This window comes from Oxobacter pfennigii, from assembly GCF_001317355.1.
GTDB lineage: Bacteria > Bacillota > Clostridia > Clostridiales > Oxobacteraceae > Oxobacter > Oxobacter pfennigii.
In genome coordinates this window covers 247,760-271,535 of the sequence record NZ_LKET01000068.1, presented here as the reverse complement: position 1 = coordinate 271,535, position 23,776 = coordinate 247,760, and the positions used below count along the sequence as shown (strand labels likewise).

The 23,776-nt window shown below is 36.1% G+C and carries 21 protein-coding genes; 13 read left to right on the top strand and 8 right to left on the bottom strand.

What is annotated here, in order from left to right; genetic code table 11:
- Window positions 1-9: 9 nt before the first annotated feature.
- A complete protein-coding gene (locus OXPF_RS20690) occupies window positions 10-426 on the bottom strand; it encodes a metal-dependent transcriptional regulator (protein WP_054877106.1) in 417 nt (138 codons plus the stop codon).
- Between the two features lie 211 nt (window positions 427-637).
- Window positions 638-2,383 carry an ABC transporter ATP-binding protein gene (locus OXPF_RS20685; protein WP_054877105.1) on the bottom strand — a complete coding sequence of 582 codons (1,746 nt, stop codon included), beginning with the start codon at window positions 2,381-2,383 and terminating at the stop codon, window positions 638-640.
- A gap of 187 nt (window positions 2,384-2,570) precedes the next feature.
- Between OXPF_RS20685 and OXPF_RS20680 the strand changes: the two genes are divergently transcribed.
- Window positions 2,571-3,533 (top strand): tocopherol cyclase family protein, encoded by a 963-nt coding sequence (locus tag OXPF_RS20680; RefSeq protein WP_054877104.1) that lies wholly within the window; start codon window positions 2,571-2,573, stop codon window positions 3,531-3,533.
- 6 nt (window positions 3,534-3,539) lie between these two features.
- On the opposite strand, the gene OXPF_RS20675 is transcribed toward OXPF_RS20680, so the two are convergent.
- Window positions 3,540-4,382 carry a MurR/RpiR family transcriptional regulator gene (locus tag OXPF_RS20675; RefSeq protein WP_054877103.1) on the bottom strand — a complete coding sequence of 281 codons (843 nt, stop codon included), beginning with the start codon at window positions 4,380-4,382 and terminating at the stop codon, window positions 3,540-3,542.
- Window positions 4,383-4,612: 230 nt separating this feature from the next.
- On the opposite strand from OXPF_RS20675, the gene OXPF_RS20670 reads away from it, so the two are divergent.
- From OXPF_RS20670 to OXPF_RS20640, 7 genes are all read left to right on the top strand, one after another.
- Window positions 4,613-5,464: a DUF8171 family membrane protein gene (locus tag OXPF_RS20670; protein ID WP_054877102.1), complete on the top strand. Its 852-nt coding sequence runs from the start codon at window positions 4,613-4,615 to the stop codon at window positions 5,462-5,464.
- Between the two features lies 1 nt (window position 5,465).
- Window positions 5,466-6,515, top strand: coding sequence for an energy-coupling factor ABC transporter ATP-binding protein (locus tag OXPF_RS22905; protein WP_054877101.1), 1,050 nt, complete (start codon window positions 5,466-5,468; stop codon window positions 6,513-6,515).
- A gap of 2 nt (window positions 6,516-6,517) precedes the next feature.
- On the top strand, window positions 6,518-7,213 hold the full coding sequence (locus OXPF_RS22900; RefSeq protein ID WP_054877100.1) for an energy-coupling factor ABC transporter ATP-binding protein: 696 nt from the start codon (window positions 6,518-6,520) through the stop codon (window positions 7,211-7,213).
- The gene (locus OXPF_RS20655) at window positions 7,185-7,994 is read left to right on the top strand and encodes an energy-coupling factor transporter transmembrane component T family protein (RefSeq protein WP_054877099.1); all 810 of its coding nucleotides are present in this window, start codon (window positions 7,185-7,187) and stop codon (window positions 7,992-7,994) included. The genes OXPF_RS22900 and OXPF_RS20655 overlap by 29 nt, the downstream gene beginning before the upstream one ends.
- Before the next feature lie 16 nt (window positions 7,995-8,010).
- Window positions 8,011-8,748 carry a PHP domain-containing protein gene (locus OXPF_RS20650; protein WP_054877098.1) on the top strand — a complete coding sequence of 246 codons (738 nt, stop codon included), beginning with the start codon at window positions 8,011-8,013 and terminating at the stop codon, window positions 8,746-8,748.
- 224 nt (window positions 8,749-8,972) lie between these two features.
- A complete protein-coding gene (locus OXPF_RS20645; RefSeq protein ID WP_054877097.1) occupies window positions 8,973-11,036 on the top strand; it encodes a putative bifunctional diguanylate cyclase/phosphodiesterase in 2,064 nt (687 codons plus the stop codon).
- Window positions 11,037-11,072: 36 nt separating this feature from the next.
- Entirely contained in the window at window positions 11,073-13,091 is a 2,019-nt protein-coding gene (locus OXPF_RS20640; protein WP_054877096.1) for a PAS domain S-box protein, read from the top strand.
- A gap of 2 nt (window positions 13,092-13,093) precedes the next feature.
- On the opposite strand, the gene OXPF_RS20635 is transcribed toward OXPF_RS20640, so the two are convergent.
- The gene (locus tag OXPF_RS20635) at window positions 13,094-13,882 is read right to left on the bottom strand and encodes a LytR/AlgR family response regulator transcription factor (RefSeq protein ID WP_054877095.1); all 789 of its coding nucleotides are present in this window, start codon (window positions 13,880-13,882) and stop codon (window positions 13,094-13,096) included.
- Between the two features lie 243 nt (window positions 13,883-14,125).
- Between OXPF_RS20635 and OXPF_RS20630 the strand changes: the two genes are divergently transcribed.
- The 4 genes from OXPF_RS20630 to OXPF_RS20615 all read left to right on the top strand — a co-directional run bounded on the left by OXPF_RS20630 (window position 14,126) and on the right by OXPF_RS20615 (window position 18,275).
- On the top strand, window positions 14,126-14,509 hold the full coding sequence (locus OXPF_RS20630) for a GntR family transcriptional regulator (protein WP_054877094.1): 384 nt from the start codon (window positions 14,126-14,128) through the stop codon (window positions 14,507-14,509).
- Window positions 14,506-15,405 carry an ABC transporter ATP-binding protein gene (locus OXPF_RS20625; protein WP_054877093.1) on the top strand — a complete coding sequence of 300 codons (900 nt, stop codon included), beginning with the start codon at window positions 14,506-14,508 and terminating at the stop codon, window positions 15,403-15,405. Before OXPF_RS20630 ends, OXPF_RS20625 begins: the two co-directional genes overlap by 4 nt.
- Window positions 15,380-17,506 (top strand): DUF6449 domain-containing protein, encoded by a 2,127-nt coding sequence (locus OXPF_RS20620; RefSeq protein ID WP_054877092.1) that lies wholly within the window; start codon window positions 15,380-15,382, stop codon window positions 17,504-17,506. Before OXPF_RS20625 ends, OXPF_RS20620 begins: the two co-directional genes overlap by 26 nt.
- A gap of 115 nt (window positions 17,507-17,621) precedes the next feature.
- A complete protein-coding gene (locus tag OXPF_RS20615) occupies window positions 17,622-18,275 on the top strand; it encodes a TraX family protein (RefSeq protein ID WP_083480081.1) in 654 nt (217 codons plus the stop codon).
- 98 nt (window positions 18,276-18,373) lie between these two features.
- On the opposite strand, the gene OXPF_RS20610 is transcribed toward OXPF_RS20615, so the two are convergent.
- Together OXPF_RS20610 and OXPF_RS20605 are read right to left on the bottom strand one after the other, a co-directional pair.
- Window positions 18,374-19,642, bottom strand: a complete 1,269-nt coding sequence (locus tag OXPF_RS20610) for an MFS transporter (RefSeq protein ID WP_054877090.1) — start codon at window positions 19,640-19,642, stop codon at window positions 18,374-18,376.
- A gap of 516 nt (window positions 19,643-20,158) precedes the next feature.
- The gene (locus OXPF_RS20605) at window positions 20,159-21,553 is read right to left on the bottom strand and encodes an SLC13 family permease (RefSeq protein ID WP_054877089.1); all 1,395 of its coding nucleotides are present in this window, start codon (window positions 21,551-21,553) and stop codon (window positions 20,159-20,161) included.
- 553 nt (window positions 21,554-22,106) lie between these two features.
- On the opposite strand from OXPF_RS20605, the gene OXPF_RS20600 reads away from it, so the two are divergent.
- The gene (locus OXPF_RS20600; protein ID WP_054877088.1) at window positions 22,107-22,691 is read left to right on the top strand and encodes a hypothetical protein; all 585 of its coding nucleotides are present in this window, start codon (window positions 22,107-22,109) and stop codon (window positions 22,689-22,691) included.
- 94 nt (window positions 22,692-22,785) lie between these two features.
- Here the strand turns inward: OXPF_RS20600 and OXPF_RS22720 are convergent, their stop codons facing one another.
- Window positions 22,786-22,944: a hypothetical protein gene (locus tag OXPF_RS22720; protein WP_160317285.1), complete on the bottom strand. Its 159-nt coding sequence runs from the start codon at window positions 22,942-22,944 to the stop codon at window positions 22,786-22,788.
- 512 nt (window positions 22,945-23,456) lie between these two features.
- Complete coding sequence (locus OXPF_RS22715) at window positions 23,457-23,606, bottom strand: hypothetical protein (protein WP_160317284.1); 150 nt, start codon at window positions 23,604-23,606, stop codon at window positions 23,457-23,459.
- Window positions 23,607-23,776 lie beyond the last annotated feature (170 nt).

Genomic DNA, 23,776 nt, shown 5'->3' with positions numbered 1-23,776 from the left:
TTTCTTATTTTAAAGGCTAGTGTCTTTGGAGACGAAATTTAAAAAGCCTTCCTTTATTTTTGGGTTATTATTAAAATAGTCCACCATATGTTCGATGGAGTGCATGGTAGGCAGGGAAAGATAATGTTCCATTGCCTCGGCCTCATCGGCTATGTTGCATTTTGAACCTATAATTTCTAAAAATTCTCTTAAAATACTGTTCCTTTTAACAAGATAGTTCCCCAGTTCTTCACCTTTATCGGTAAGGGTAATTTCATCATGAGGTTTGTATATGAGATATTCCTTATCATGAAGCCTTTTTAAAGCCTTTACCACAGAAGGCATGGATACGCTGAGGCTGTCAGCTATGTCGCTTACTCTTATGGAATTTTTAATTGAAAGCCTGTATATTTCCTCAAGATAATCTTCAAGGCTTGGGGACAGCATATTTTCACCTCCTAAAATTAAAAGACCTTTATTTCAACATAAGTATGTTGAAATAAAGGTCTGGCTCTCAGTATAAACTGTACTAAAGCGGGCTTTCGCCATTATGTCGACCTTAGTAACCAGGAAAATTTCCCTGTGAGTTACTCCCCCTTATCTCTTTAATTCAGTATATGAAAAAGTTTAAAAAAATTGACAGATAATTTTAAAAAACTTAATCGACACTCTCTGATATTTCTGCAAACTGGGTGTTGTACAGGGCGGCATATATTCCGTTTTTAGTTAAAAGCTCATCGTGGCTGCCTTCCTCTTCAATGCCGTTATCCGTTAAAACCAGTATTTTATCCGCGTTTTTTATAGTGGATAGCCTATGTGCTATAACTAAGGTAGTTCTTGAATCTGAAAGCTTCTCTAAGGATTGCTGTACTATTTTTTCGCTCTGGTTATCAAGGGAGGAGGTTGCTTCATCCAGTATAAGCACAGGAGGATTCTTTAAAAATGCACGGGCAATGCTTATCCTTTGCTTTTGTCCTCCTGATAATTTAACTCCTCTCTCGCCGACATAAGTATTGTAGCCATTTTCAAAGGCCATTATAAATTCGTGGGCATTTGCATTTTTTGAGGCTTCTATTATTTCTTCATCCGATGCATCAGGCTTTCCGTATCTTATGTTTTCCATGATGCTTCCGGCAAAGAGGTAAACATCCTGCTGCACAATACCTATCTTTTTTCTTAGGGAATCAAGCTTAATATCCCTTATATCTTTTCCGTCTATTTTTATACTCCCTTCAGTGACATCATAAAATCTTGGAATAAGGCTGCATAAAGTGGTTTTTCCGCCGCCGGACTGGCCTACTAAAGCTATGGTTTCTCCTTTGTTTATGGTCAATGAAATATTCCTCAATACATAATCCCCTGAGGAATATTTAAAGGACACATCTTCAAAGACTATATCCTTGTTGAAATCATTTATGTCAACAGCATCCTCCTTATCCTCTATGTCGGGATTGATGGCTAAAATCTCCTCATATCTTAAAAAGCCCGTCATGCCTCTTTGAAATTGCTCGGTAAAGTGAAGTATGGTACGTATGGGTGCTAAGAATGTATTGATAAATAAAAGATAAGCCACCAAGTCCGCAGCGTTTATGGAACCGGAACCGATAAAGAGGGCTCCTATTATGGCTGCGGATACATATATTAGGCCTTCAAACAAGGTTACACCGCTGTAAAATCTCCCCATATATTCATAGCTGTCCTCTTTGGTTGCAAGAAACAGCTTGTTTCCTTTTTTGAACTTTTCTACTTCAATACCTTCGTTTGAAAAGGACTGCACCACCCTGACACCGGCTATACTGTCCTCTAGCTGGGCATTTACATCGGCTATCTTTTCCTTATTCCTTGTAAATACCGCCCTCATCTTGTCATTATAGTAAAAGGAAAACCAGGTCATTACCGGAAGGAAGGCAAAGGTTATTAAAGTAAGCTTCACGTTTATGGTGAGGAGTATTATAAATGCGCCTAGTATTTTTGTAACGGAAATGAATATCTCCTCGGGGCCATGGTGGGCCAGTTCGGCTATATCCAAAAGGTCATTTACTATTCGGGACATAATCTGACCGGTCTTGTTGTTGTCAAAATAAGTGAAGGACAGCTTCTGAAGATGCGTGAAAAGCTTATTTCTCATGTCATATTCCATCCTGGCTCCCATTATATGTCCCCAGGAGGTTATATAATAATTGCAGAAATACTGGATTATATATAACGCAAACATCAATATTCCTATTTTTATTATGGTACCGGAAGCCGCAGCAGCCTGAGTCTGAAGCCTGTTTAGTATATCCCTTACCAGGACGGGAAACATAAGGTCTATGCCGGATGCTGTCAATGCACACGCCATATCCGTAAAAAAAATCAACTTATAAGGCTTATAATATTTCATAAATTTTCTAATCATATCCATAAATTTCCCCCCAAACCAAATACTGTAGTTAAAGAATCGGATAATAGCCGCCTTTTCTATTTTAGTATAAATTCTGTAGGTTTGCATCCCATATTTATACTTAACTTATTAATTTACAGAATGAAATATAATACTTTGAAGGACGGGGCAATACTATAATAAAATATTTGGCAAATGAGGGAAGAGAATGTTTAAAGTATTCAGACAGGAAGCATTTTTAGGAAAGCTGTCTTATAAAAGATATTTTGAAGGCTGGTATTTCAAGCATGTAAGCCGGAATCTTTTAAATGCATATTCCTTTATCCCAGGAATATCGCTGTGCCCTGAAAATCCCCATGCATTCATACAGGTTATAGACGGCGTTACGGGAGAGACAAAATACATACAATACAGCCTTGATGAATTCTCATGGGACAGTAAAGGATTTATGGTTAAAGTAGGCCATTCGGTATTTACCGATAAACATATATCTGTAAATATCCAGGATGAAAAAACAAAAATAGCAGCAAAAATAAATTATAAGGATTCTGTAAAATACCCCAAGAGCCTTTTATCACCGGGGATCATGGGGTGGTATTCCTATGTACCATATATGGAGTGCAAGCATGCGATAGTTTCCCTCAACCATGATCTTTGGGGAGAAATGTCAATTGACGGGAAAACATTTGATTTTACCGGCGGCAAAGGCTATATAGAAAAGGATTGGGGCACATCCTTTCCAAAGGAGTGGCTGTGGCTTCATTGCAACAATTTTGAGAGCAAAGATGCTTCGGTTTTTATTTCTATTGCAAATATACCCTGGCTTAAAAGCTATTTTATAGGCTTTATTGCATTTTTATATACAGGAAAGGAGTTATTCAGATTTGCCACCTATAATAAATCGAAGATAACTAAGCTGGTGAAAGTTGAGAATTCGATACATATATCTATTATGAACAATAAATACAAAATGGATATGGAAATTCAGCCGGAAAACTCCGGTGTCCTTATGGCGCCGGTTATGGGGAATATGGACAGGAGAATAAAAGAGAGCATTGATTCAAAGGTAACAGTAAGATTAGAAGATACAAAGGGCGGTATAATATTTGGAGACAACGGAATCAGGGCGGGTTTGGAAGTAATAGACAGCATATTCCATTACTTCATATGAAATTTATCAATACTTTGGTATATATTCCTCATAATGTTTGCGGAGCTTATGCAGCTCATCCAATTTGCAAAGGGATTCTTTTTCATTTTTGCGGGAAACTCCTACAATAAGAGATTCTAAAAGTGCAATGGGGGCGACCATGGAGTGAAACTCCCATAATTCTCCGCGGGCAGTATAAAGGACAATATTGCTTTTTTCTATCATTTCAGAAACTAAAAGATCTGTGATTAACAGTGTTGTGCATATCTTTTGCCCGGCAAAATCCAAAAGCACCCTTACTTCCGGCAATATATTGACAAAACCGAAAATTACAATGACATCCTGACAGTCGATATTGACCAGCGATTCAAATATTTCATGGCCGCTTTTGGCTATTTTTTTTATATCTAAACCTAGTCGATTTAAACGGAATTGAAAAAGGTCAACCAGACATTCGCAGGAACCTGAGCCGTAAACATAGATGTTTCTGGCGCCTGTTATTGCAGAAACGGCCTTCTTAAATTGTTCAGTATCAAGATGCAGCAATGTTTCGTTCAAATAGCTGGAAGCTAAATGAAATATTTCTTCCGTTAAATTCCCTTTTCCTGTTTTGTTTAAAATATCTTCAAGCTTATTTGCCGGTGTGGTGGTCATTTTTTCTTTCAGATACTTTTTAAACTCTTTGCTGTTTGAAAACCCAATTGTCCTCCAAAATCTTGAGATAGTAGCAGGGCTTATTTTAAGCTCTTCGGCTATCTCTTTTTCTGTAAGATACGCCAGGCGGGCATGGTTTTTTGAAATGAAATCCGCAATTTTTTTCTGACTGCCTGTCATATCATCTATCTGTGTATTTAAATCTAAAAAATTCATAATAAATTCTCCTACTTATTTAGTTTCTTACTTTCTATTATAAATATTTTTCAACAAAATGAAATATTTTTTTCATAAATTTTATAATGATGATTTATTTACATCCAATTAACATACCTTTAATGGATGATTAATGTAAAAAAAATATAATGGAATTGCCAGATTGTAGGAAACTTCTTTTTATTTAGATGGGGTTTTCTGCAAAATAAAAATTTCAGGAGGAATTATATATGGAAAATTCATTAGTAAAGAACCAAAATGAACAGTCCAAGACAGTTATGCTCTTCATCTTGGCAATGTCATTATCAGGACTTGAGAACCTGGTGGCGGAAATTTTACCTGAGCTCAAAGTGGGACCTTTGGAAATTGGTATATCCAGCTTTATCTTTATTCCTATCGTACTATGCATATTGTTTGATAACTTCTGGGTAGCTCTGGCAGCGCCTATAGGCGAGATAGTTTTTGCCGACCTTTTGCTGGGTGAATTCGGAGGCTTGGGAGAATTTGAAGAAGTCATAATACTTACCATGGGTCTTTTTTTAGCAGGTAAAATGGTAAAGGACATTAAAGACAGAAAACAGCTCATGTGGGCCGCCCTCATAGGCTTTGGCTTTCAGGAATTTGCAGGCACTCTGATTGACATCGGAAAAGTATGGGTAGGAGTCGAAGCCTTAGAAGCCGTACCCGGGCTTCCGGAAAGTATAGTAATAATCGAAGGCGTAGATTTTTTAATCGAATTCATTGTAACGGGAATCATTTTTGGACTTATACCTACATTATATTTCATTCCTAAATTTTACGGTAAAATTGAACCTCTTTTAGGTATCAAACCCCGAGTATTTGACAATTCCAAAAGCGCAATACCGCCGGCTCTTATATTCGGAGCGGTTATATCTGCCATACTTGGCACAGTAATATCTTTCATGGCTGAAATGGGCATAACCATAATCGAATGGGAAGGTGAATTTTTAGATAAATTTGGTGATAATTTTATTTGGGTTCCCATTGCAGTAGCAGCGCTGGTTGTGGTTTCCATCTTTATATTTGGAAGAAATAAATCCGCAGTGTCAAAGGAGATATAGCATGCCTCAAGGGATTATTTCCATCAAGGGTCTGTCGTTTACTTACCCCGGAGATACGGTGCCTTCTTTAAAAAATATAGGCCTTGAAATCAACGAAGGGGATTTTACTGCCATAATCGGAAGCAACGGCAGCGGAAAAACCACTCTTTGCAAAGTGATAAACGGGGTGATTCCCCATTATATTACCGGAGATTTTGAAGGTACAGTGGAAGTTAAGGGTAAAAATACCCTTAACTTTTCTGTGGCTTCTCTGGCCTTAAATGTGGCATATGTATATCAGGATTTCGAAAACCAGCTGGTACGCTCAACAGTACATGATGATGTGATATTCGCCCCCTTGAATTTCGGATATACGGATTATAAAAAACGCGGCGAAGATGCCTTAAAATTATTGAGTCTGGAACACATAAAGGATAAATTTATATGGGAATTGAGCGGAGGTCAAAAACACATGGCAGCCCTTGCAGGAGTGATGTCTCTGAATCCTGATATTATAATAGTCGATGAGCCGGCAGCACAGTTAGACCCTGTAAATGCAGTGCTAATATATGAAAAATTAAAAGCATTAAATGAAGTATACAGAAAAACCGTCATTGTCATTGAACACCACAGCGAATTCATAGCAGATTACTGCAATTCGGTGATAATGATGGATGAGGGGCGCTTATTGTGGAAAAAGGATGTAAAGGAAGCATTGAACAGTCCTGAATTAAAGGGAAAAAACATATATCCGCCACAGGTTACCCAGGCAGCGTATATATTGTCACGAAGCAGTTTAAAGAATGAAAATTTTAACGGTTATCCCATAAGCATCAAAGGTTGCAGAGAGTATTTCGGCAATATTAACATGGTCTCTGTAAATGATGATAAAGGCATTGAATTAAAAAACAGTGAAAAAAAGCCTGCAATTGTTTTTGAAGGCGTCTCATACGGCAGCAAAGCATTGGACAATGAGATGAAGTTGGCTTTGAATGATATAAATCTTACCGTATATGAAGGTGAGAGGCTGGCTTTGGTCGGAAGCAACGTGCAGGAAAATCAACTCTTTTAAAATTGATCTCCGGTATCATAAAACCTGTTTCAGGAAATGTCTTTGTATACGGCAATGATACTCAAAAGATACAAATCGGAAAGCTGTCAGAAAAAGCGGCATATATTTATCAAAACCCTGAAGAGATGTTCATAGAAGACAGCATCCGAAAGGATATAGAATATTTTCTGAAGTCCAGAAGATATGAAAATTATCAGGAAGCGGTGAACAACATAGTTGATATTTTGGATCTTGCAAAGCTTCAGGATAAGGATGGGAGGCTGTTAAGCGGCGGGCAGCAGCGCAGGGCATCGATTGCAATAGGAGTAGCCTGTAATCCTTCGGTTATTTTGCTGGACGAACCTACCGGAAGTTTAGATATTTCTAACCGAAAAAACATGGTCTCAATATTGGAGCATTTAAGGGATAAAATAAAAACAGCGGTAATAACCACCCATGATATGCAGCTTGTGGCAGAGTGGGCTGACAGAATTGTGGTAATGAAGGAGGGCAAAATACTGGCAATTGGTAATAAGCATGATATTTTCAATAACAAAGAACTCCTTAAGAAAGCCAATTTAAAATCTCCTCAGATTGTGGAGCTGTGTCAGGAGCTAGATATTACGCCTTTGATTTTCACTCTGAATGAATTTGAAAGAAGGGTTTTTAAAACCAGGGAGGGTTCGAACTATGGAATATATGACAAAGCTCTTCAATAAAATTTCGGTAGAAAGGATTAAGATTGAATTATATAAAACTGCTTTTGGAAGCAATGAAACCCTTATTTCCCGGTTGGATCCCAGGATTTTAATCATATGGTACCTTATATTTGCGCTTATTCCATGGTTTATATTTGACAGAGCAGTGCTTATAGGGCTTTTTCTGTTTGTTGCAGCTGTAGCATATGTTTCAAAGGTCAGTAAATTTATTATCTTTCTTCTTTGTACAGGCATAGCAATGGAATTGCTATGCTACAGCCTGGTTGCCTATATTTTCGGAGGAGGTGTTGATGCCTTCCTGGCCATGACAGTTTTAACTTTAAAGCTTGTTGTCATCTCACTTTCAAGCATAGCAATATTCTGCAACATGGATCCTGAAAGGCTGAGTGATGCATTATTAAGCTTCGGAGTTCCCGGGCATGTCACTTTTGCAGTTTCCTATGGTTATAGGATGGTGCCTGTTTTAATAGAGGAATATAATAATATAATAAATTCATACAGGCTCCGTGGAGTGCCGCCTGATAAAAAGGGGTTTTTGTATTGGCGCCAAATTGCATACATGCTGAATATGGCAGTCGGGGCCTTTTATCCCTTGGTATTAAATACGGCCAAAAGGACGAGGACTACGGTTGAGGCACTGGAGGTAAGAGGATTTTCCTATGCCCTTTTAAACCGGGAAGTGAAAAAACTGAAATTATCCTATTTAAAGATCGGCTATAAGGAGATGGCGTTTTTATTAGGCTCACTGCTTTATATTTATTTACTGATATCAATTTTATAAACTTAAGGAGTTACTTATGGATATAGATTTACATTGCCATGCAAAGCTTTCAAAAAAAAGCCAATTCAGCAGGTCTAATTTTAATAATTTAATAAGAGCGGCGCTAAGGAGCGGTTTTCATGCCATAGCAGTAACCGAGCATTTTAATACGTCCGGCTTTGAAAAAATTTATGAATTGATGGACAGCTACCCTTATATTGATGATCATTATATCATAGATGGGCTTAAAGTATTCTGCGGAATGGAAGTGGATATAAAAGAAGGCGGTCATGTTGCCATAATCGGGAAAAGGGATGATGTATCAAGCCTTCATAATGTGCTGTCACCGAACTTGAACAAAGAAAATTATCCTTCTATAGATTATTTGATTAAAGAAGCAAAAAAAAGAAATATGATAATGATAGGAGCACATTCGTACAGAAATAACAAATCGCTAAGCAATCTTCCGGATGACATATTGAAACAATTAGATTTTTTAGAATTAAACGGCAAGGACTATAAAAAAAGCCATATGGTAATGAGGCTTGCACAATCCCTTAACATGAAAGTGACAGCCGGGAGCGATACTCATTACTGGCTTCAGATGGGATGCATAAGAAACCGCCTCAATGCTGAAGCAAATACAATAGAAGAGTTAAGAAAAGCCTTAAGTAAAAGCAATACTATCATAATCTCGCCTGTCATCGGATTAAAAGTTAAAGCTGCGGCAGCGGTGAAAAAAATAATGAAGCAATTTCAAAGAGTCTCTTTTTAAGAGATTCTTTTTTATATATAATCAACATATGCATTTCATTATGTCTACTGCATTATATAATGCTGCTAATTACATTTTATCAGAATAAAATATCATTTTATGACATGACTGTAGAAAATTGTATATTTTAGTAATAAAATATATTATTAAATAATAAAGTAATAATAATTCAAATTTTCATGTCTTAATGCATATCCTTTTATGAAAACGGAGCTGATACCTCAATGGATAAGAGATTGCAGAGAACATATCAAAATTCAATACCACACTTAACTGTAAAATTCATGCCGCTAAAGGCAGTGGGTTTATATCTGCTGTCCGGCATTTTCTGCGTATTTCTAATAGATGTTGTTCTGCATAAATTCATTTCGGACATGGATACAGTTCTCATACTTAAAATGGTCAAAAGCCTTTTATATCTGACAGCAACATCTTATGTATTATACAGGATTATCATTTATTACAGAAAAAATATAGGTATATATGTTGAGCAGCTTAACGTTTTTGAAAATGATTTAAAAAACTTAAGCATACAGCTATCTGCTGCTGAAGATGAACTAACTGTCAAATACAATGAACTTAAAAATAAAGAGGAAGACATCAGGGTATGGAAGGAAAGACTGGATTTAATAATCGAAGGTACAAGCAACACCATATGGGAATGGGATATAACGGCAGGAAAATTTCAATTTACGGAAAAGGTAACCAACACATTAGGATACTCTTATGAGGAATTTGACTGTATATCAATAAGAGATATTGTCCATCCGGATGACAGGGATGCTTTGTCAAAAGATATTGAAAATCACTTATCAGGAAGAACCATGTATTTTCAGAGTGAGTTTAGAATGAAGCCCCGCATAGGCGAATATAAATGGGTATTTGCAAGCGGAAAAGGAATAAAGGGTGATGACGGGAAGATAATCAGCATGATAGGCTCGCTGAACGATATAACAGAGAGAAAAGAGACGGAGGAGAAGCTTGTAAAGCTTGTATACTATGACTATTTAACAGGACTTCAAAACAGGGCTCTCTTTGAAGAGAGACTGGGAAGTATTTTAAAAGAAGCAGTTATTTCGGATAAAAGAGGTTCGGTATTATTTATAGATCTCGATAATTTCAAAAAAGTAAATGATTCCTTAGGTCATGATTATGGTGATCAATTGATAAAGCTTGCTGCCCAAATGCTTAAATTGACTTTGGGGCCTGATGATGAGGTATGCAGATTTGGAGGAGACGAATTCATAATATTACATCCGCAAAATGAAGGAGATGTGACCAGCGCACAACTGGCCAAAAATATTCTGGATATTTTTGTGAATCCATTTGAAATAGGAGAAAAACAGGTTTATGTAACTACCAGCATAGGCATAGCCCTTTATCCCGATGACGGCGTGGACGTAAGCACCATTTTGAAAAATGCGGACGCGGCCATGTACGAAGCAAAGAGGTCGGGAAAAAATACATACAGTTTCTATAACAGAAAAGTAATTTCAGAGATAATCAAGAGAACCGAGCTTGAAAAAAGGATGAGAAATGCCATTGAAAATGATGAATTTTATTTGTGCTATCAGCCTCAGTTTAATATTAAAACCGGAGAAATAACAAGCCTGGAAGCTCTTATCAGATGGAACAGCCCGGAATATGGAGTGGTGGTGCCTGCAGAATTTATATCCATAGCCGAGGAATCCGGCTTTATAATTCAGATAGGAGAATGGGTTCTTAAAAATGTATGTATGCAAAGCAGGATATGGAAAGATAAGGGCTACAATTTTGAACACATAGCCATAAATATATCACCTATACAGTTGAAACATTCGGGCTTCATTCAAGCGGTTAATAATATTTTGGAGGAAACAGAAGTACTAACCAGCTTCATAGAGTTTGAAATAACGGAAAATGTGCTCATCGAGCCTTTTTATCAAAGTATAGAAATACTTACAAAGCTTCAGGATATGGGTATTAAAATTGCATTGGATGATTTTGGCACAGGATATTCATCCTTGAACTATTTAAAAATGCTGCCCATAAACTCCTTGAAAATAGATAAATCCTTTATCGATAACATAACCGCCGACTCAGATGTAATGTCAATTGTTGAGGGCATAATAACACTGGCTCATAAAATGAAGTTATCTGTAATTGCCGAAGGAGTGGAGACAGGAGAACAATTTAATATATTAAAAGATGAACAATGCGATAAAATTCAGGGGCATTATATAGCAAGGCCATTATCTCCTTATGAGATTGGAGAGTTATTGGAAAAACAATTGACTATATGCCCATGATAAGCTGAGTTATACCATATATTGCGGAGGTAATTTATGAGCACTATGGATGAAGGATATAAAATCAAAGAAGAGGATATTTATAATGAGAAATTCCAAAATGCTTTAGACACTCTTATTTTCGTTGATAAAGAGGATAAAATAATTGAAGCCAATAAAAGCGCAGTTAAGTTCTATGGATATACATATGATGAGCTTATAGGTAAAAGCATAGGGGATTTATGGCATTTTAATAAGGGGGATAAGGGCAGGGCAAAATTAAGCAATGTGAAGGATACCGGAGAGAATTTTGAGGCCGTTCACTATAAAAAGGATGGCAGTTTTGTTCATGTAGAAGTCATTTCCATGAAAACAGGTATAGATGATATTGTGTTATATGTTATAAGGGATATCTCTGAGAGGATTGAAAAAGAAAATGCCATGAGAAGGCTGGCTGCAATAGTCGAGCATTCACAGGATGCCATAATAAGTACGGATTTAGAAAACATTATAACCAGCTGGAATTATGGAGCGGAAAGAATATACGGATATAAGGAAGACGAGGTAGTCGGCAAAAGTATATTGATTCTTGTACCCCATGATAGGGCAGAAGAAGCAAAGAAAAATATTGAAAACACCATGGGCGGAATATTTTTGAACAATTTTGAAACCATGCGCATGGCAAAAGACGGACATCTTGTCAATGTTTCCTTAACTGTTTCCGCAATAAAGAATGATGACGGAAATGTTATAGGCGCATCCATGATAGCAAGGGATATAACCGAACGTGTGGAAAAGGAAAAAGAGCTAAGCGAAAAGTACGAAGAACTGACATCTATTTATGAAGAGCTGGCAGCAGAAGAAGAAGAATTAAGACACAATTATAAGGAAATGGAAGCCTTAAAAGAAGAAGCGGAAAGGGCAAATAGGGCTAAAAGCCAGTTTCTTGCAAATATGAGCCATGAAATAAGGACTCCCATGAATGGGATTATCTGCATTACGGAATTATTAGCTGAAACAGTGCTTAATGAACAGCAGCATGAATACATAGGCATGCTTAAAGAATCATCAAGAATGCTTATGGAAATAATAGACAACCTGCTGGATATATCAAAAATCGAATCAGGAAAGTTCAAGCTCAACAAAGAGACCTTTAACCTAAAGGATACTATTGAAAAAATAATCAAAGAGCTATGGCTTGTGAGCCAGAAAAAGAACATAGAGATTATGTATTTTATAGAGCCCTTTATAAATCATGAGCTTATAGGGGATTCATTAAGGCTTAGCCAGGTATTGATAAACATTGTGAATAATGCCATCAAATTTACCGAAAGAGGCCACATATTCATCAGGGTAAGCAAGGTAAAAAACGATGAAAACACCATAAGATTATTATTCTCCGTCGAGGATACTGGAATAGGAATGTCGGATGAAACAAAGGAAAGGCTCTTTAAAGTATTCAGCCAAGGGGATGATTCCTATACTAAAAAATACCGGGGAACAGGATTAGGGCTGGCCATATGCAAGGATATAGTAAATATGATGAACGGAAAGATATGGGTAAACAGCAAAGAAAATGAAGGCAGCACCTTTTATTTCACCGCTGATTTTTCAATCGATGACAGCGCCTTAAAGTCAAATTACATAGAAAATAAAGCAAATACCGCATCAAATACAAGAGATGGTGCTGACTCTAAAGCTTCAACCATACTTATAGTGGATGATAATGAAATAAACAAGAAAGTGGCTTCTGCCTTTATGAAGAACAAGGGCTACAAAGTTTTGTGTGCTTCCAATGGAAGAGAGGCCCTTTATATGCTGGACGGTAATAAAGTGGATTTGATATTGATGGATATACAGATGCCGGAATTAAACGGGTTTGAAGCCACCAAAATTATAAGAGATACGGAAAGATATACAAATGCTCATATACCGATTATAGCCATGACCGCATATGCCATGTCGGGTGACAGGCAAAAATGCATAGATGCCGGTATGGATGATTATATTTCAAAGCCTCTTGAGGCAAATGAACTGTATAAAAAAGTCGAAAGCTATTTAAAAAGACCGGTATGATTTTACCGGTTTTTATATTGCATGTGCCCAGCATGGGCGTTATCTAAGCTTGCCAGATTTTTTAAAAAGGTCCTTTTGTTCCGGGATATGAGGCATTTATCTCCTGTAGACATAGTTACGGACATATCCTGCAGATTTGCTTCTGTTATGTGCCGGGTATTTATTAAAAAGGATTTATGGGAACGGAAAAAGGTATCCGTCAGTTCATTGATGGAGCTTTCGATATCCTTTAAGGTGCCGTAGTATTCGATGCTGCCATCATTGGTATGTATGATAAGCTTGGGGCCGAAGGATTCAATGTATACTATATCATTTACCGGTATATGGTATTCCTGGTATCCGGATTTTACCGCAATGGAATTATGTTTGACAGGAAAATAAACATTGGAGATTTTTTTAAAGTCTTCAACAAGGGCTGTAAGGGAGTCGGCTATATCGGAATAGCTAATGGGCTTGACTAAAAAATCAAATACTTTCAACCGATACTTAAATACCATCATAGTCATATATACGGAGTGCGTAACATATATTATGTAGGATAAGGGCTCTTTTTCCCTTATAACCCTCCCTAAGGCTAAACCGTTGATTTCATCATCAAAATCCATATCCAGTATATATACATTTATTTGTCCGGAGTTTTTGTTTGCATACTCCAGCACATCTGAAGGGTTAGTGGTATATAAGCCAAGACTGGCATCCATATCATGTTCCGATATGAATTTTTTTATATAACTGCACGTGTTCTCTAAAAAATTCTTATTATTATCAGCCAGAATAAAATTCAAATGCATTTAAAAACCACCTGCCATAAAATACGCATATCTTCATATTTTAAATAAGAAATTCTACATAATTTAAGAATTTCCTTTTAGATGGAATTAAGTTCCTTAACTTTTTTCAATCTTCTTAAGTAAACTTCCGTATTTATGCTATATTAATCTTTTAAGATTGACTAAAAAATAAAGATTTGTTATGCTCTAAGTGTATTAATAAAACTAGTACACTTAGTACGCCTTCCAGGAAGGAGGAAGAGTATGATCTCCATTGATTATAGGGATAAAAGGCCAATTTACGAACAGTTGATTGAAGGAATAGAGGATATGGCAATAAGGGGGATTTTAGAGCCGGACAGCCAGTTAATATCTGTGCGGCAATTAGCCTTGGAGCTTTCCATCAATCCTAACACCATTCAAAGAGCCTATGCCGAACTTGAGAAAAAAGGGATAATTTACAGTATTAAAGGACGGGGAAGCTTTGTATCGGGGAACCTTGAAAAGCTTCGCACAGAGAGAAAGCAGCTGATATTTAAAGAATTTGACTATATTCTAGGTAGGGCGGTAAAAGAGGGAATACAAAAACATGAGCTGCTTGAATTCTGCCAAAAGTATTTTGATGGGCAAAAGGAGGGAATAGAATGATAAGTGCAAAGAATGTTACAAAGTATTTTGATGACATCAAGGCTATAGACGACGTAACGGCTGTGATAAAGGAAGGTTCGGTATTTGGACTTATCGGGTCTAACGGTGCAGGAAAGTCTACTTTTTTAAGAATGCTGAGCGGGGTTATAAAGCCTGACAGGGGAGAAATAACCATAGACGGTGAAAATGTATTTGAAAACATAAAGGTAAAAGAAAGATTTTTTTATATATCCGATGAGCAGTATTTTTTTCCAAATACTACGCCAAAGGCTCTTAAAGAGTATTATAAAAACATATATAAAAACTTCGATTCTAAAAGATTCGATTCCTTGATGAAAGGCTTCAACCTGGATGAAAACAGAAAGATAAATACATTTTCAAAGGGTATGAAAAAACAGGTATCTGTCATATGTGCGGTATCATCCATGACGGATTATATTTTCTGTGATGAAACCTTCGACGGACTGGATCCGGTTGTGAGGCAGGCGGTAAAGAGCATATTTGCAGGTGATATGGAAGACAGAGGTTTGACTCCTGTTATAGCCTCCCACAATTTAAGGGAATTAGAGGATATATGCGACCACATAGGACTTTTGCACAGAGGCGGAATTCTCCTTTCAAAGGATTTGGAGGATATGAAGCTTGGAATACATAAAATACAATGCGTCTTTACACAATCAAAAACCAGGGAAGACTTTTCGGACATTGAAATTTTATCCTTTGAAAAAAGGGGTTCATTATATACCATAACAGCAAGAGGTAAAAGAGAAGAGCTTACATTAAGGATTCAAAAGGAAGAAACTATATTCTTCGAGCTTTTGCCTTTATCCCTGGAAGAAATATTTATAAGCGAGACGGAGGTGCGCGGATATGACATCAAAAAGCTCATATTTTGATTTATCCCTTATAATGGATAAGCTTAGAAAAAGCCCCTGGATAATAACCATGTATTCCGTCATTTTGTTCTTTGCCATGCCGGTTTTTCTGATTATAAGAATGCAAAATATAAGCAGCAGGATGGCACAAAATCCTGATTCATATATTCCAAGTGTTATTTCCGGATTTTTTAGCATAGATTCAAAAACTATAATTATACTCATAATACCTGCCGCCGTAATAGCAGCTGCTACCGCATTCTATTATATAAACTCAAAAAAGCAGGTAGATTTTTATCATTCACTTCCCATATTGCGTGAAAAGCTTTTTGTTTCAAACTATATAGCAGGGGTTTTATGTTTCCTGCTGCCCTATACCGTAAGCTTGATACTTTCAGTTATAGCACTTTGGGGTACGGGATTTATATCTTATCTTAATCCATTACTTGCTATATCAGGCTACCTTTTTAACGTACTGTTTTACTTTGTAATTTACACTATAACAATTTTTTCAATGGTACTGTGCGGAAACTTAGTGGTAAGCCTTTTGGGAACTGTGGTATTTTTAATTTACGGGTTATTGTTTTATCTTGTTTATACAGAGTTTATGGCCTATTTCTACAAGAATTACTATCAAATAGCAACCCTTGAAAGCCTGGCGAGAAACGTATCGCCCATACTTGATTTTTTAATTGCCACTACAGATTACAGTTTCTCAGGAGCAAGAATTATATGCTATGTAATTTTGACTGTGGCGCTTACAGCTTTAAGCTTGTATCTTTATAAAAAACGTCCTTCCGAAGCTGCCGGAAGAGCCATGGCCTTTAAATCATCAAGGCCCATTATAAAATATCCGATAGTGCTTTTGTGCACAGCAATTCTGGGGTTGTTCTTTATGTCGGCAGGCGGCGGACACATAGGCTGGATGATATTCGGCTTTGTATGCGGTGCAGCCTTATCCCATTTCATAATAGAAATAATATACAATTTTGACTTTAAAGCTATATTTAACAACATAAAAGGTCTGGCAGCCTTTGCTGTTCTTTTCGGATTGTTTATATGCGTACCTGCCTTTGATATAACAGGTTATGACAGCAAGCTTCCTGATATAACGGAAATAAAAAGCGTAAGATTAAGGATTACAGATTTTAACCGCAGCTCCTATTTTGCAAATGTACAGGAAATAAGCAATACAAATTACTATAGAACAAGGGAAAGGCAGATGTTGGATAAGCTTGATCTTGCTGATATAAAAAACATTGAGGCAGTACATTTGATAGCTAAAATGGGTGTTTTAAACGGCGAGGAAGGCTTGAATAATTCTGATTCTACAATAGGGATTGAATTTGAGCTTAAAAACGGCTTGAAAATAGCCAGAAGGTATAGGAATTTAAAAAGCAGTGAAATAGAGCCTTATATTATGGGGGTCTTTGATACGCAGGAGTTTAAAAACAAATTTTATGCGATGTATTCCATAGACAAGAATAACATTAACCAGGTAAATGTTGAAAATCTTTATGGAAGCAGCGGCAATGACAGAATAGCCCAGATAATCGATGCAAACAGGATAGGCTCACTTATTGATGCTGTAAAAAATGACACATTAGAGCTTAAGGGTAAATCCATGAAAAATGAGACACCTATAATTGCCTTGAATCTTGTAAACAGAAGCTCCGATGAAAGAGTAAATTGGCAGGTAAATGTGGCTGTGTACCCTTCATTTACCCAGACTCTGGATGTGCTTAAAAGTTTCGGTATCAGAAATCCGGAGATAATAAGTGCCGATATGGTGGATTCCATACAAATTTACAATTATGAATATGAAAAATATTACTATGACAAAGCGGCTGCTTATTCTCAAGCTGTTCCAACAAGAGAGTCCATGGGAAGTCCTTATGAAATAAGTATTACAGACAAGGGGGAAATTGAAGAGATATTAAAAAGCAGCATTCCCGAGAGGGCTGTAGCTTACAACCCATTCTTTAAAAGGTATGATGGTTACAGGGTGACTGTAATGTCATCAAAATTCCTTAACGGTTATAATGAAACTTTTATATTCAATGAGGATTTGATACCTCAATTTATAAAAGATAAATTTCCTGAAATGAATAAAATAAATTAAAATGTTTTGATAAAAATCACTGTCAGTTTTCTGGCAGTGATTTTATATTGATTAGTACCGTTATATTGTTGTAGACTAGAGTATAAATAATGTTTTACGAAAGGTAATAATTATCATGGAGACTGAATTGGAGTACAGGGCAGCAGCAAAAGGCGAAGCCAAAAACGACACATTAAAATTTATCGCAATAATTACCATGTTAATCGACCACATCGGATATGTATTCTTCCCGAACTTAATTTTCTTAAGGATAATAGGGAGGATTTCTTTCCCCATATTTGCCTATAACATGACCATAGGATATATAAATACCGGCAACCTTAAGAAATATATGATGAGGCTCTTAGGCTTTGGTGTAATAGCCCAAATACCTTATATATATTTTGCACCCGGCAAAATAAATGTAATGTTTACACTTCTTTTTGGGCTGTATGCCATATATTTTATAGATAAAAAGAAATACTTTTTTGTTCCGGCGCCTTTATTAATAGCTCTGCTTGTTCCAGTTGAATACGGCATATATGGGGTATCTGTTATTATATTATTTTATGTATTCAGAGATAATAAATTATTTATGAGGCTATCTTTTGTTGCCGCAACGGCAATTTACGTATTTTACTACAGATCATCCGTTCAGGCATTTTGCGTATTATCCCTGATTTTCATACTAAAAAAATGGAAATTAAACATATCTATAAGCAAATACTTTTTTTACATTTTCTACCCTTTGCATATTATAATAATCCTGCTTATTAAAAATTATTTATAATCGGTACCGGATACGGCTCCTTTGAAAAAATAAATCCATAAACTCCTGTATAAAAATACCTTCCGAATTTTTCGGAAGGTATTTTTATGAATAAGCAATCAGCTTGCCTTTGCTGCAGCCGCAGGCTTCTGCTTGCTTATTGGGTCTCTTTGCATCCATACGCATATGGCACCTACTGCCTGGAAGCCTGCAACTGTCAACAAAACTGCCGCATAATTTTGAGTCATATCCAGTATAACTCCCAGAAGCACCGGCATTATCACCGAGCCCAGCTGGCTTATAGCATTATATATGCCCAAAACTGTTCCGGCATAAGGACCTTTGGATCTCTCAGTCTGCATAACGTTGTTGTTGTTTCCGAATAAGCCTATTACACCTCTCGCCATCATTATTCCCCACAGGATGGAGACGTTTGATGTCAAAAGCAGGGCTATGGTCCCTATCACGTTCATTACCTGGGTGAAAAGACAGGTGTGCTTTCTATCATTTATAATATCTGTAGCTATTCCGCCTAAAGTAGGTATAAACAGCATTATACCTGCAGCGGCAGCTGTAATAGAACCGGCTACCGGCAATGAGAGGCTGTAGTTGGTCATTAAGAAGGGGATGGTAAATGTATTAAGTCCGTTCATGGTTGCAACGCCTATGGTAGATACTATGGTTCCCAATACGAACTGTTTGGACTTTAAAATATCCATAGCGCCTTTCATATTAGCTGCTTTTTCTTCAGCAGTCAAGCTTCCGCCGGGTTTTTTGACGGCTTTTGCCAGGCCTCTTTCCTTTGCCAAGAAGAAAAATATAACACCTAAGATGATGGTGGAAATGGATGCCACCACGAATGCGTATTTCCAGCCCTGATTATTAACCATGGGTGCAAAAATCGCCCCGTTGAATACGCCGCTTAAGGACGCTCCCGACATTATAATAGCAAAGGCTGTGGCTCTTGTTTTTGAAGAAAACCAGCCTAAATTCATCTTGGTCATACCGGCAAAGAAGGGGCCGCTGGCTATACCGGCAAGAACTCTTAGAATCAAAATTACCCAGTAATTTGAGGAATATGGTATTACCCAGGTAAATACACCTGTCAATATCGTAGCTAAAGCCAATGTCACCTTTGTTCCTATGTTGTCAATTATAATACCTGAAAAGAAATTGGAAACAACGTAACCTACATAGAAGGCAGACATCATTCCTCCGGCCTGAGCCATGGTGATTCCCAAATCTGGAGCAGCTTTTGTTATGGAAACCGTCCATACATTGCGGGCATTAAAATTGGCAGCAAAAATTAGAAGGCATAAAATTGCAATAACCCAGCTATACCACGTTGTCTTATCCTCGTTCATATTTATCGCTTTTTTTTCTTCCATTTGAATTCCTCCATATTTAAACAATTAAATCGAAGTAAGGCCTACCAATGTCTAAAGATATTTCTTACATTTTCACCTCTTCTCTTATTCAAATATAGATTGTACAAAAATTGTCCCTAATGGCTGCAATAAAATAATAAAATTAGGTAAATTTACAACTGAGGGCCAATATTATGTATTTATCGGGTGTTAAGATAGAAGCTTGTGCTCTTTTGGCTGTTGTAGGGGGAAGGGAGTATGCATGGTATGAAATGCCCTTATTAGTATATATGAAGATAAGAAGGAAGATATAAATGGTGGAGTGAGAAGTTGTGCTAATAGTTGCTATAAATTTTGTAATATTTATCATTATTTTACAATTATATCTCTTATAATTAAAATCGTCAAGCTGAGGGATGATTAATAAATATTTGTCTTTTTATAAGAATTAGGATAGCAGTTACCAAAAGGCAAAGACACTGTGAACAAAAAAATCCGATAGGATTTTTCCTATCGGATTGCATTTTTTATATTTATTTATGCCAGGCCTAAAATGCCTATTGTAATAGGTACCCATATTGCAACTACTACTGCTATAATTACCTGCAGTATAAGAGTTGATTTTGGCATTTCCCACATTTCGTAATATCCTGTCAGGTATGTGAGAAGCGGTACCGTATCAATTGGCAGGAAGAAGCAGTTACATACAGTAAGGCCAAGAGTCATCATTGTAATTATGGGTGACACGCCTGCATTGTTAGCCAATATTATAAGGGGCGGTGCAAGCATTGGTATAAGTGCCGGTGCAACAGGAACTATTATAAGCATCAAGAATACGATTAGGGCTACCACGAATACCAGTCCGAAGGATGGAAGGTTGATTGATGTCGGGAATACGGCTGTTGATATCCATTTGCTTACTCCGTTTGTAACCAATAAGTTACCTACTGATATAACGCTGGCAACTAAGAAGAATGCGGGCCAGCTGATGCTCTTTATGAATTCATCCCATGTAAGTATTGCAATCTTTGGTACGAATAAGAAACCAAAGCCTACAATAGTAACTAATGTTACGTTGAATACAGGATACCATGAACTCAGTACCCATAATATGAACATCGCTGCAAATACCACCATAACATAAGCTTCGCTGAAATCTATCTTTTTAGGGACATCCAGATTATCTACATATTTCTTTATCTCAATCTGAGGAATTTCAACGGGTTTATATATTTTTACTATTAATAACCAGGCAATGGGCAATGTAACTAATACAATGGGGATTCCGAATACCATCCATTCTACGAATGTTACCCTTAACTGTGTCTGCTGTTCTAAAAGGTTAAGTACCAACAGGTTTAATGAAGAACCTGCAGGTGTCATCATACCTCCCAGCATACTTGCAACAGGGAGTCCTATCATAAATGCTTTGCCTGTTCTTTTTTTATCTTCAGGATTTTTATAAATTTTAAGGAAGTCAAGGATTAATGCGATAAATATAACTGTTGTGGCAACATTTGATAAAACTGAAGAAATTATAGCGGCACAAACCATTAAAGCAAATAAAACCAATTTTACATTTTTACCGAAAACAGTGATAAGAGTCTGAAGCAATCTCTTAGAAATAGGAACCTTTGTAATAGCTGCAGATATCCCAAAAGAAACAAGTACGAAAAAGACTATTGGATTAGTATATCCGCTTAAAGCAACACCAAGATTTGGCGCCGCCCCGAAAATTACCAATAAAGCGGTGCTGAGCATACAGGATACACCAAGAGGAATGGGCTCTGTAATGATTAGTATGAGCAATGCAACGAGTATTCCTAATGTATTTCTTCCGGGTACTGTGAATAGTTCTGTAGTTGGTATAAAATTCATTACAATTAAAACCAGGATCGATAAAATGAGTCCAAAAACTTGTGATTTTTTCATAAATACACCTCAAATCAAATTTTTAAGCATTAATTTCTTTTATGAAATTTTGGTGTTCGATTAGTCCGCAGTTCTTTTAGCATACATGAACAACACTAATTTGTTCTTTTGGCCCTTCCGATTCATAGTCCATTCTTAATGATTGCCTCCATATCACCTCTTTCAAAGTAAAAGTTTCATGCTTTGTGCTCTATTAATTATAGCATCGTTGTAATAATTGTACAATTTATGTAATAATATTTTCATAAAATTATTGTTCAGAATCTGAATATAGCTTTCATTTTCTCTGAATAGCTTAAAAAATAAAAAATAACAAAAATTATATAAATATTATAAATTTATATAGTCATAAATAGTTTATTATGTTGATTCTTATTTCTTTTAATTATTAACCGTGGTTGGATTCTAAGCTAAAATGCCGATTTTTATTATAATAATTAATTTTCTTCAATTCCTCCTATTTATTGCGAATTTTATATTTATTTTTGTAAAAAATAAATACAGACTGAATAGTCCAGGATGCAATATTCATTTATAAAACAGGAGGATGCATATGAAAATTAAATCATTAATATTATCAATTACTTCGGCGTTGATTTTAACATTGGCTGTGACGACGGGATGCACATCAAATAATACGTCGCCTACCCCGACACCTTCGCCAACAGCAACGCCGTCACCGACGGAAACACCAGATACAACCACAACAGCTTCAATTGTTGATACCAATGAAGCCTTTGAAAAAGCTATAAGCAGCTCCGGCACATGGATTATTTGTACCCTTAAAGATTTGACATTTGAAAAAGAACTGGTTTTAGACGGTGAATTCAAAAACGGGAAAAAAGATGCTGCCGGAAAAGACGTTATTCAGCGTAAAATAGCTCTTTATACTCAGGATGACGCTCACAACGTAACAGCCAGATTTAATCTGACAGCTCCTAAATTAACTATAAACAGTCCGGAGGCCAGAATCCAGAGCGGTACCTTCAAAGGTGATTTATATGTTTCAGCTAAAAACTTTCAGCTGGTGGATGCCAAAGTGGATGGCAATGTATACTTCACCACTGAGGAAGCTCAATCCACATTTAAAATGGATGACAAGAGCTCTGTTACAGGAAAAAGAGAACTGAAAAAATAATAAATGCCTTTATTTAAGGGCAAAACAGCAGGTAGGGAATCCTACCTGCTGTTCTTTAATATAATCGTTCAATTTTATTAAAACATAAAGAGTCTCAGCAAACCACCTTATTTAATAAATAGTCTATATATATATTGTCATCACAAGCCATTTGCATATCCAGCTGGGATTCATTTATTACATCTTTATAACAGGCGAATTCACAAGGCTTGCCGTTCTTTAAAAAATATTTACACTGACTGCATCTGGTCATTATAAAACACCTCCTTTTTGGAAAAATGCTCAATTACGGTCTCGGCACACCTACGACAATATCATTTGAACAAATGTTGTATTATTTTGTTATTAATTGCAATTATATTATATGAAATAATACTAAAAGATGTGTTATATAAAAATATTATTAAATCATATTTTGTTATATAACATTATAACATTAATAACCAATCTTTGCAATAATTAATAAAATATTACAATGGGATTACAGTCCTTGATAAATAAGAATTTATATGATCTCAATCTGTATTGGCATAGAATTTTTTAAAAAAATGTTTAAAATTATTTGAAATGCACTGGCTACCAGCACAGCTATGTGCTGATTAGGACGTGTTCATAATATGAATTCTGGAAATAATAGCTGTAAAAGATCTATAAAAATAGCATTATGGGTATTATTGTTGTACTATTTTTACCTGAAGGCAAAAAAACTGATCCGAACTAAATGCCGAGATCAGTTTGATGATTCATTTATTAATCAATTTCTATTTAATCGATATTCCAGATAAGTTTCACCATACAGGGCACTTCTGCTGAATATCTGGTTTTATTCATCAAATTAATGAGATGTTTGTAATTATTAAATTCACATATTCTTTCATCTTTCTTAAAAAATTTGCACTGATTACAATCTGCCATATAAGAGCACCTCCCGATTAATTTTGTGTTTTATAGCCTCAATATATAGTATTAAAGTTCTGAAGAAAAAGTGTAATATAACAATTGTGTTATATATCATTCTGTTATATAACATTATAACAAATGAAATTATAAATGCAATACTTTATTTATAAAAAATTGAAATAAAT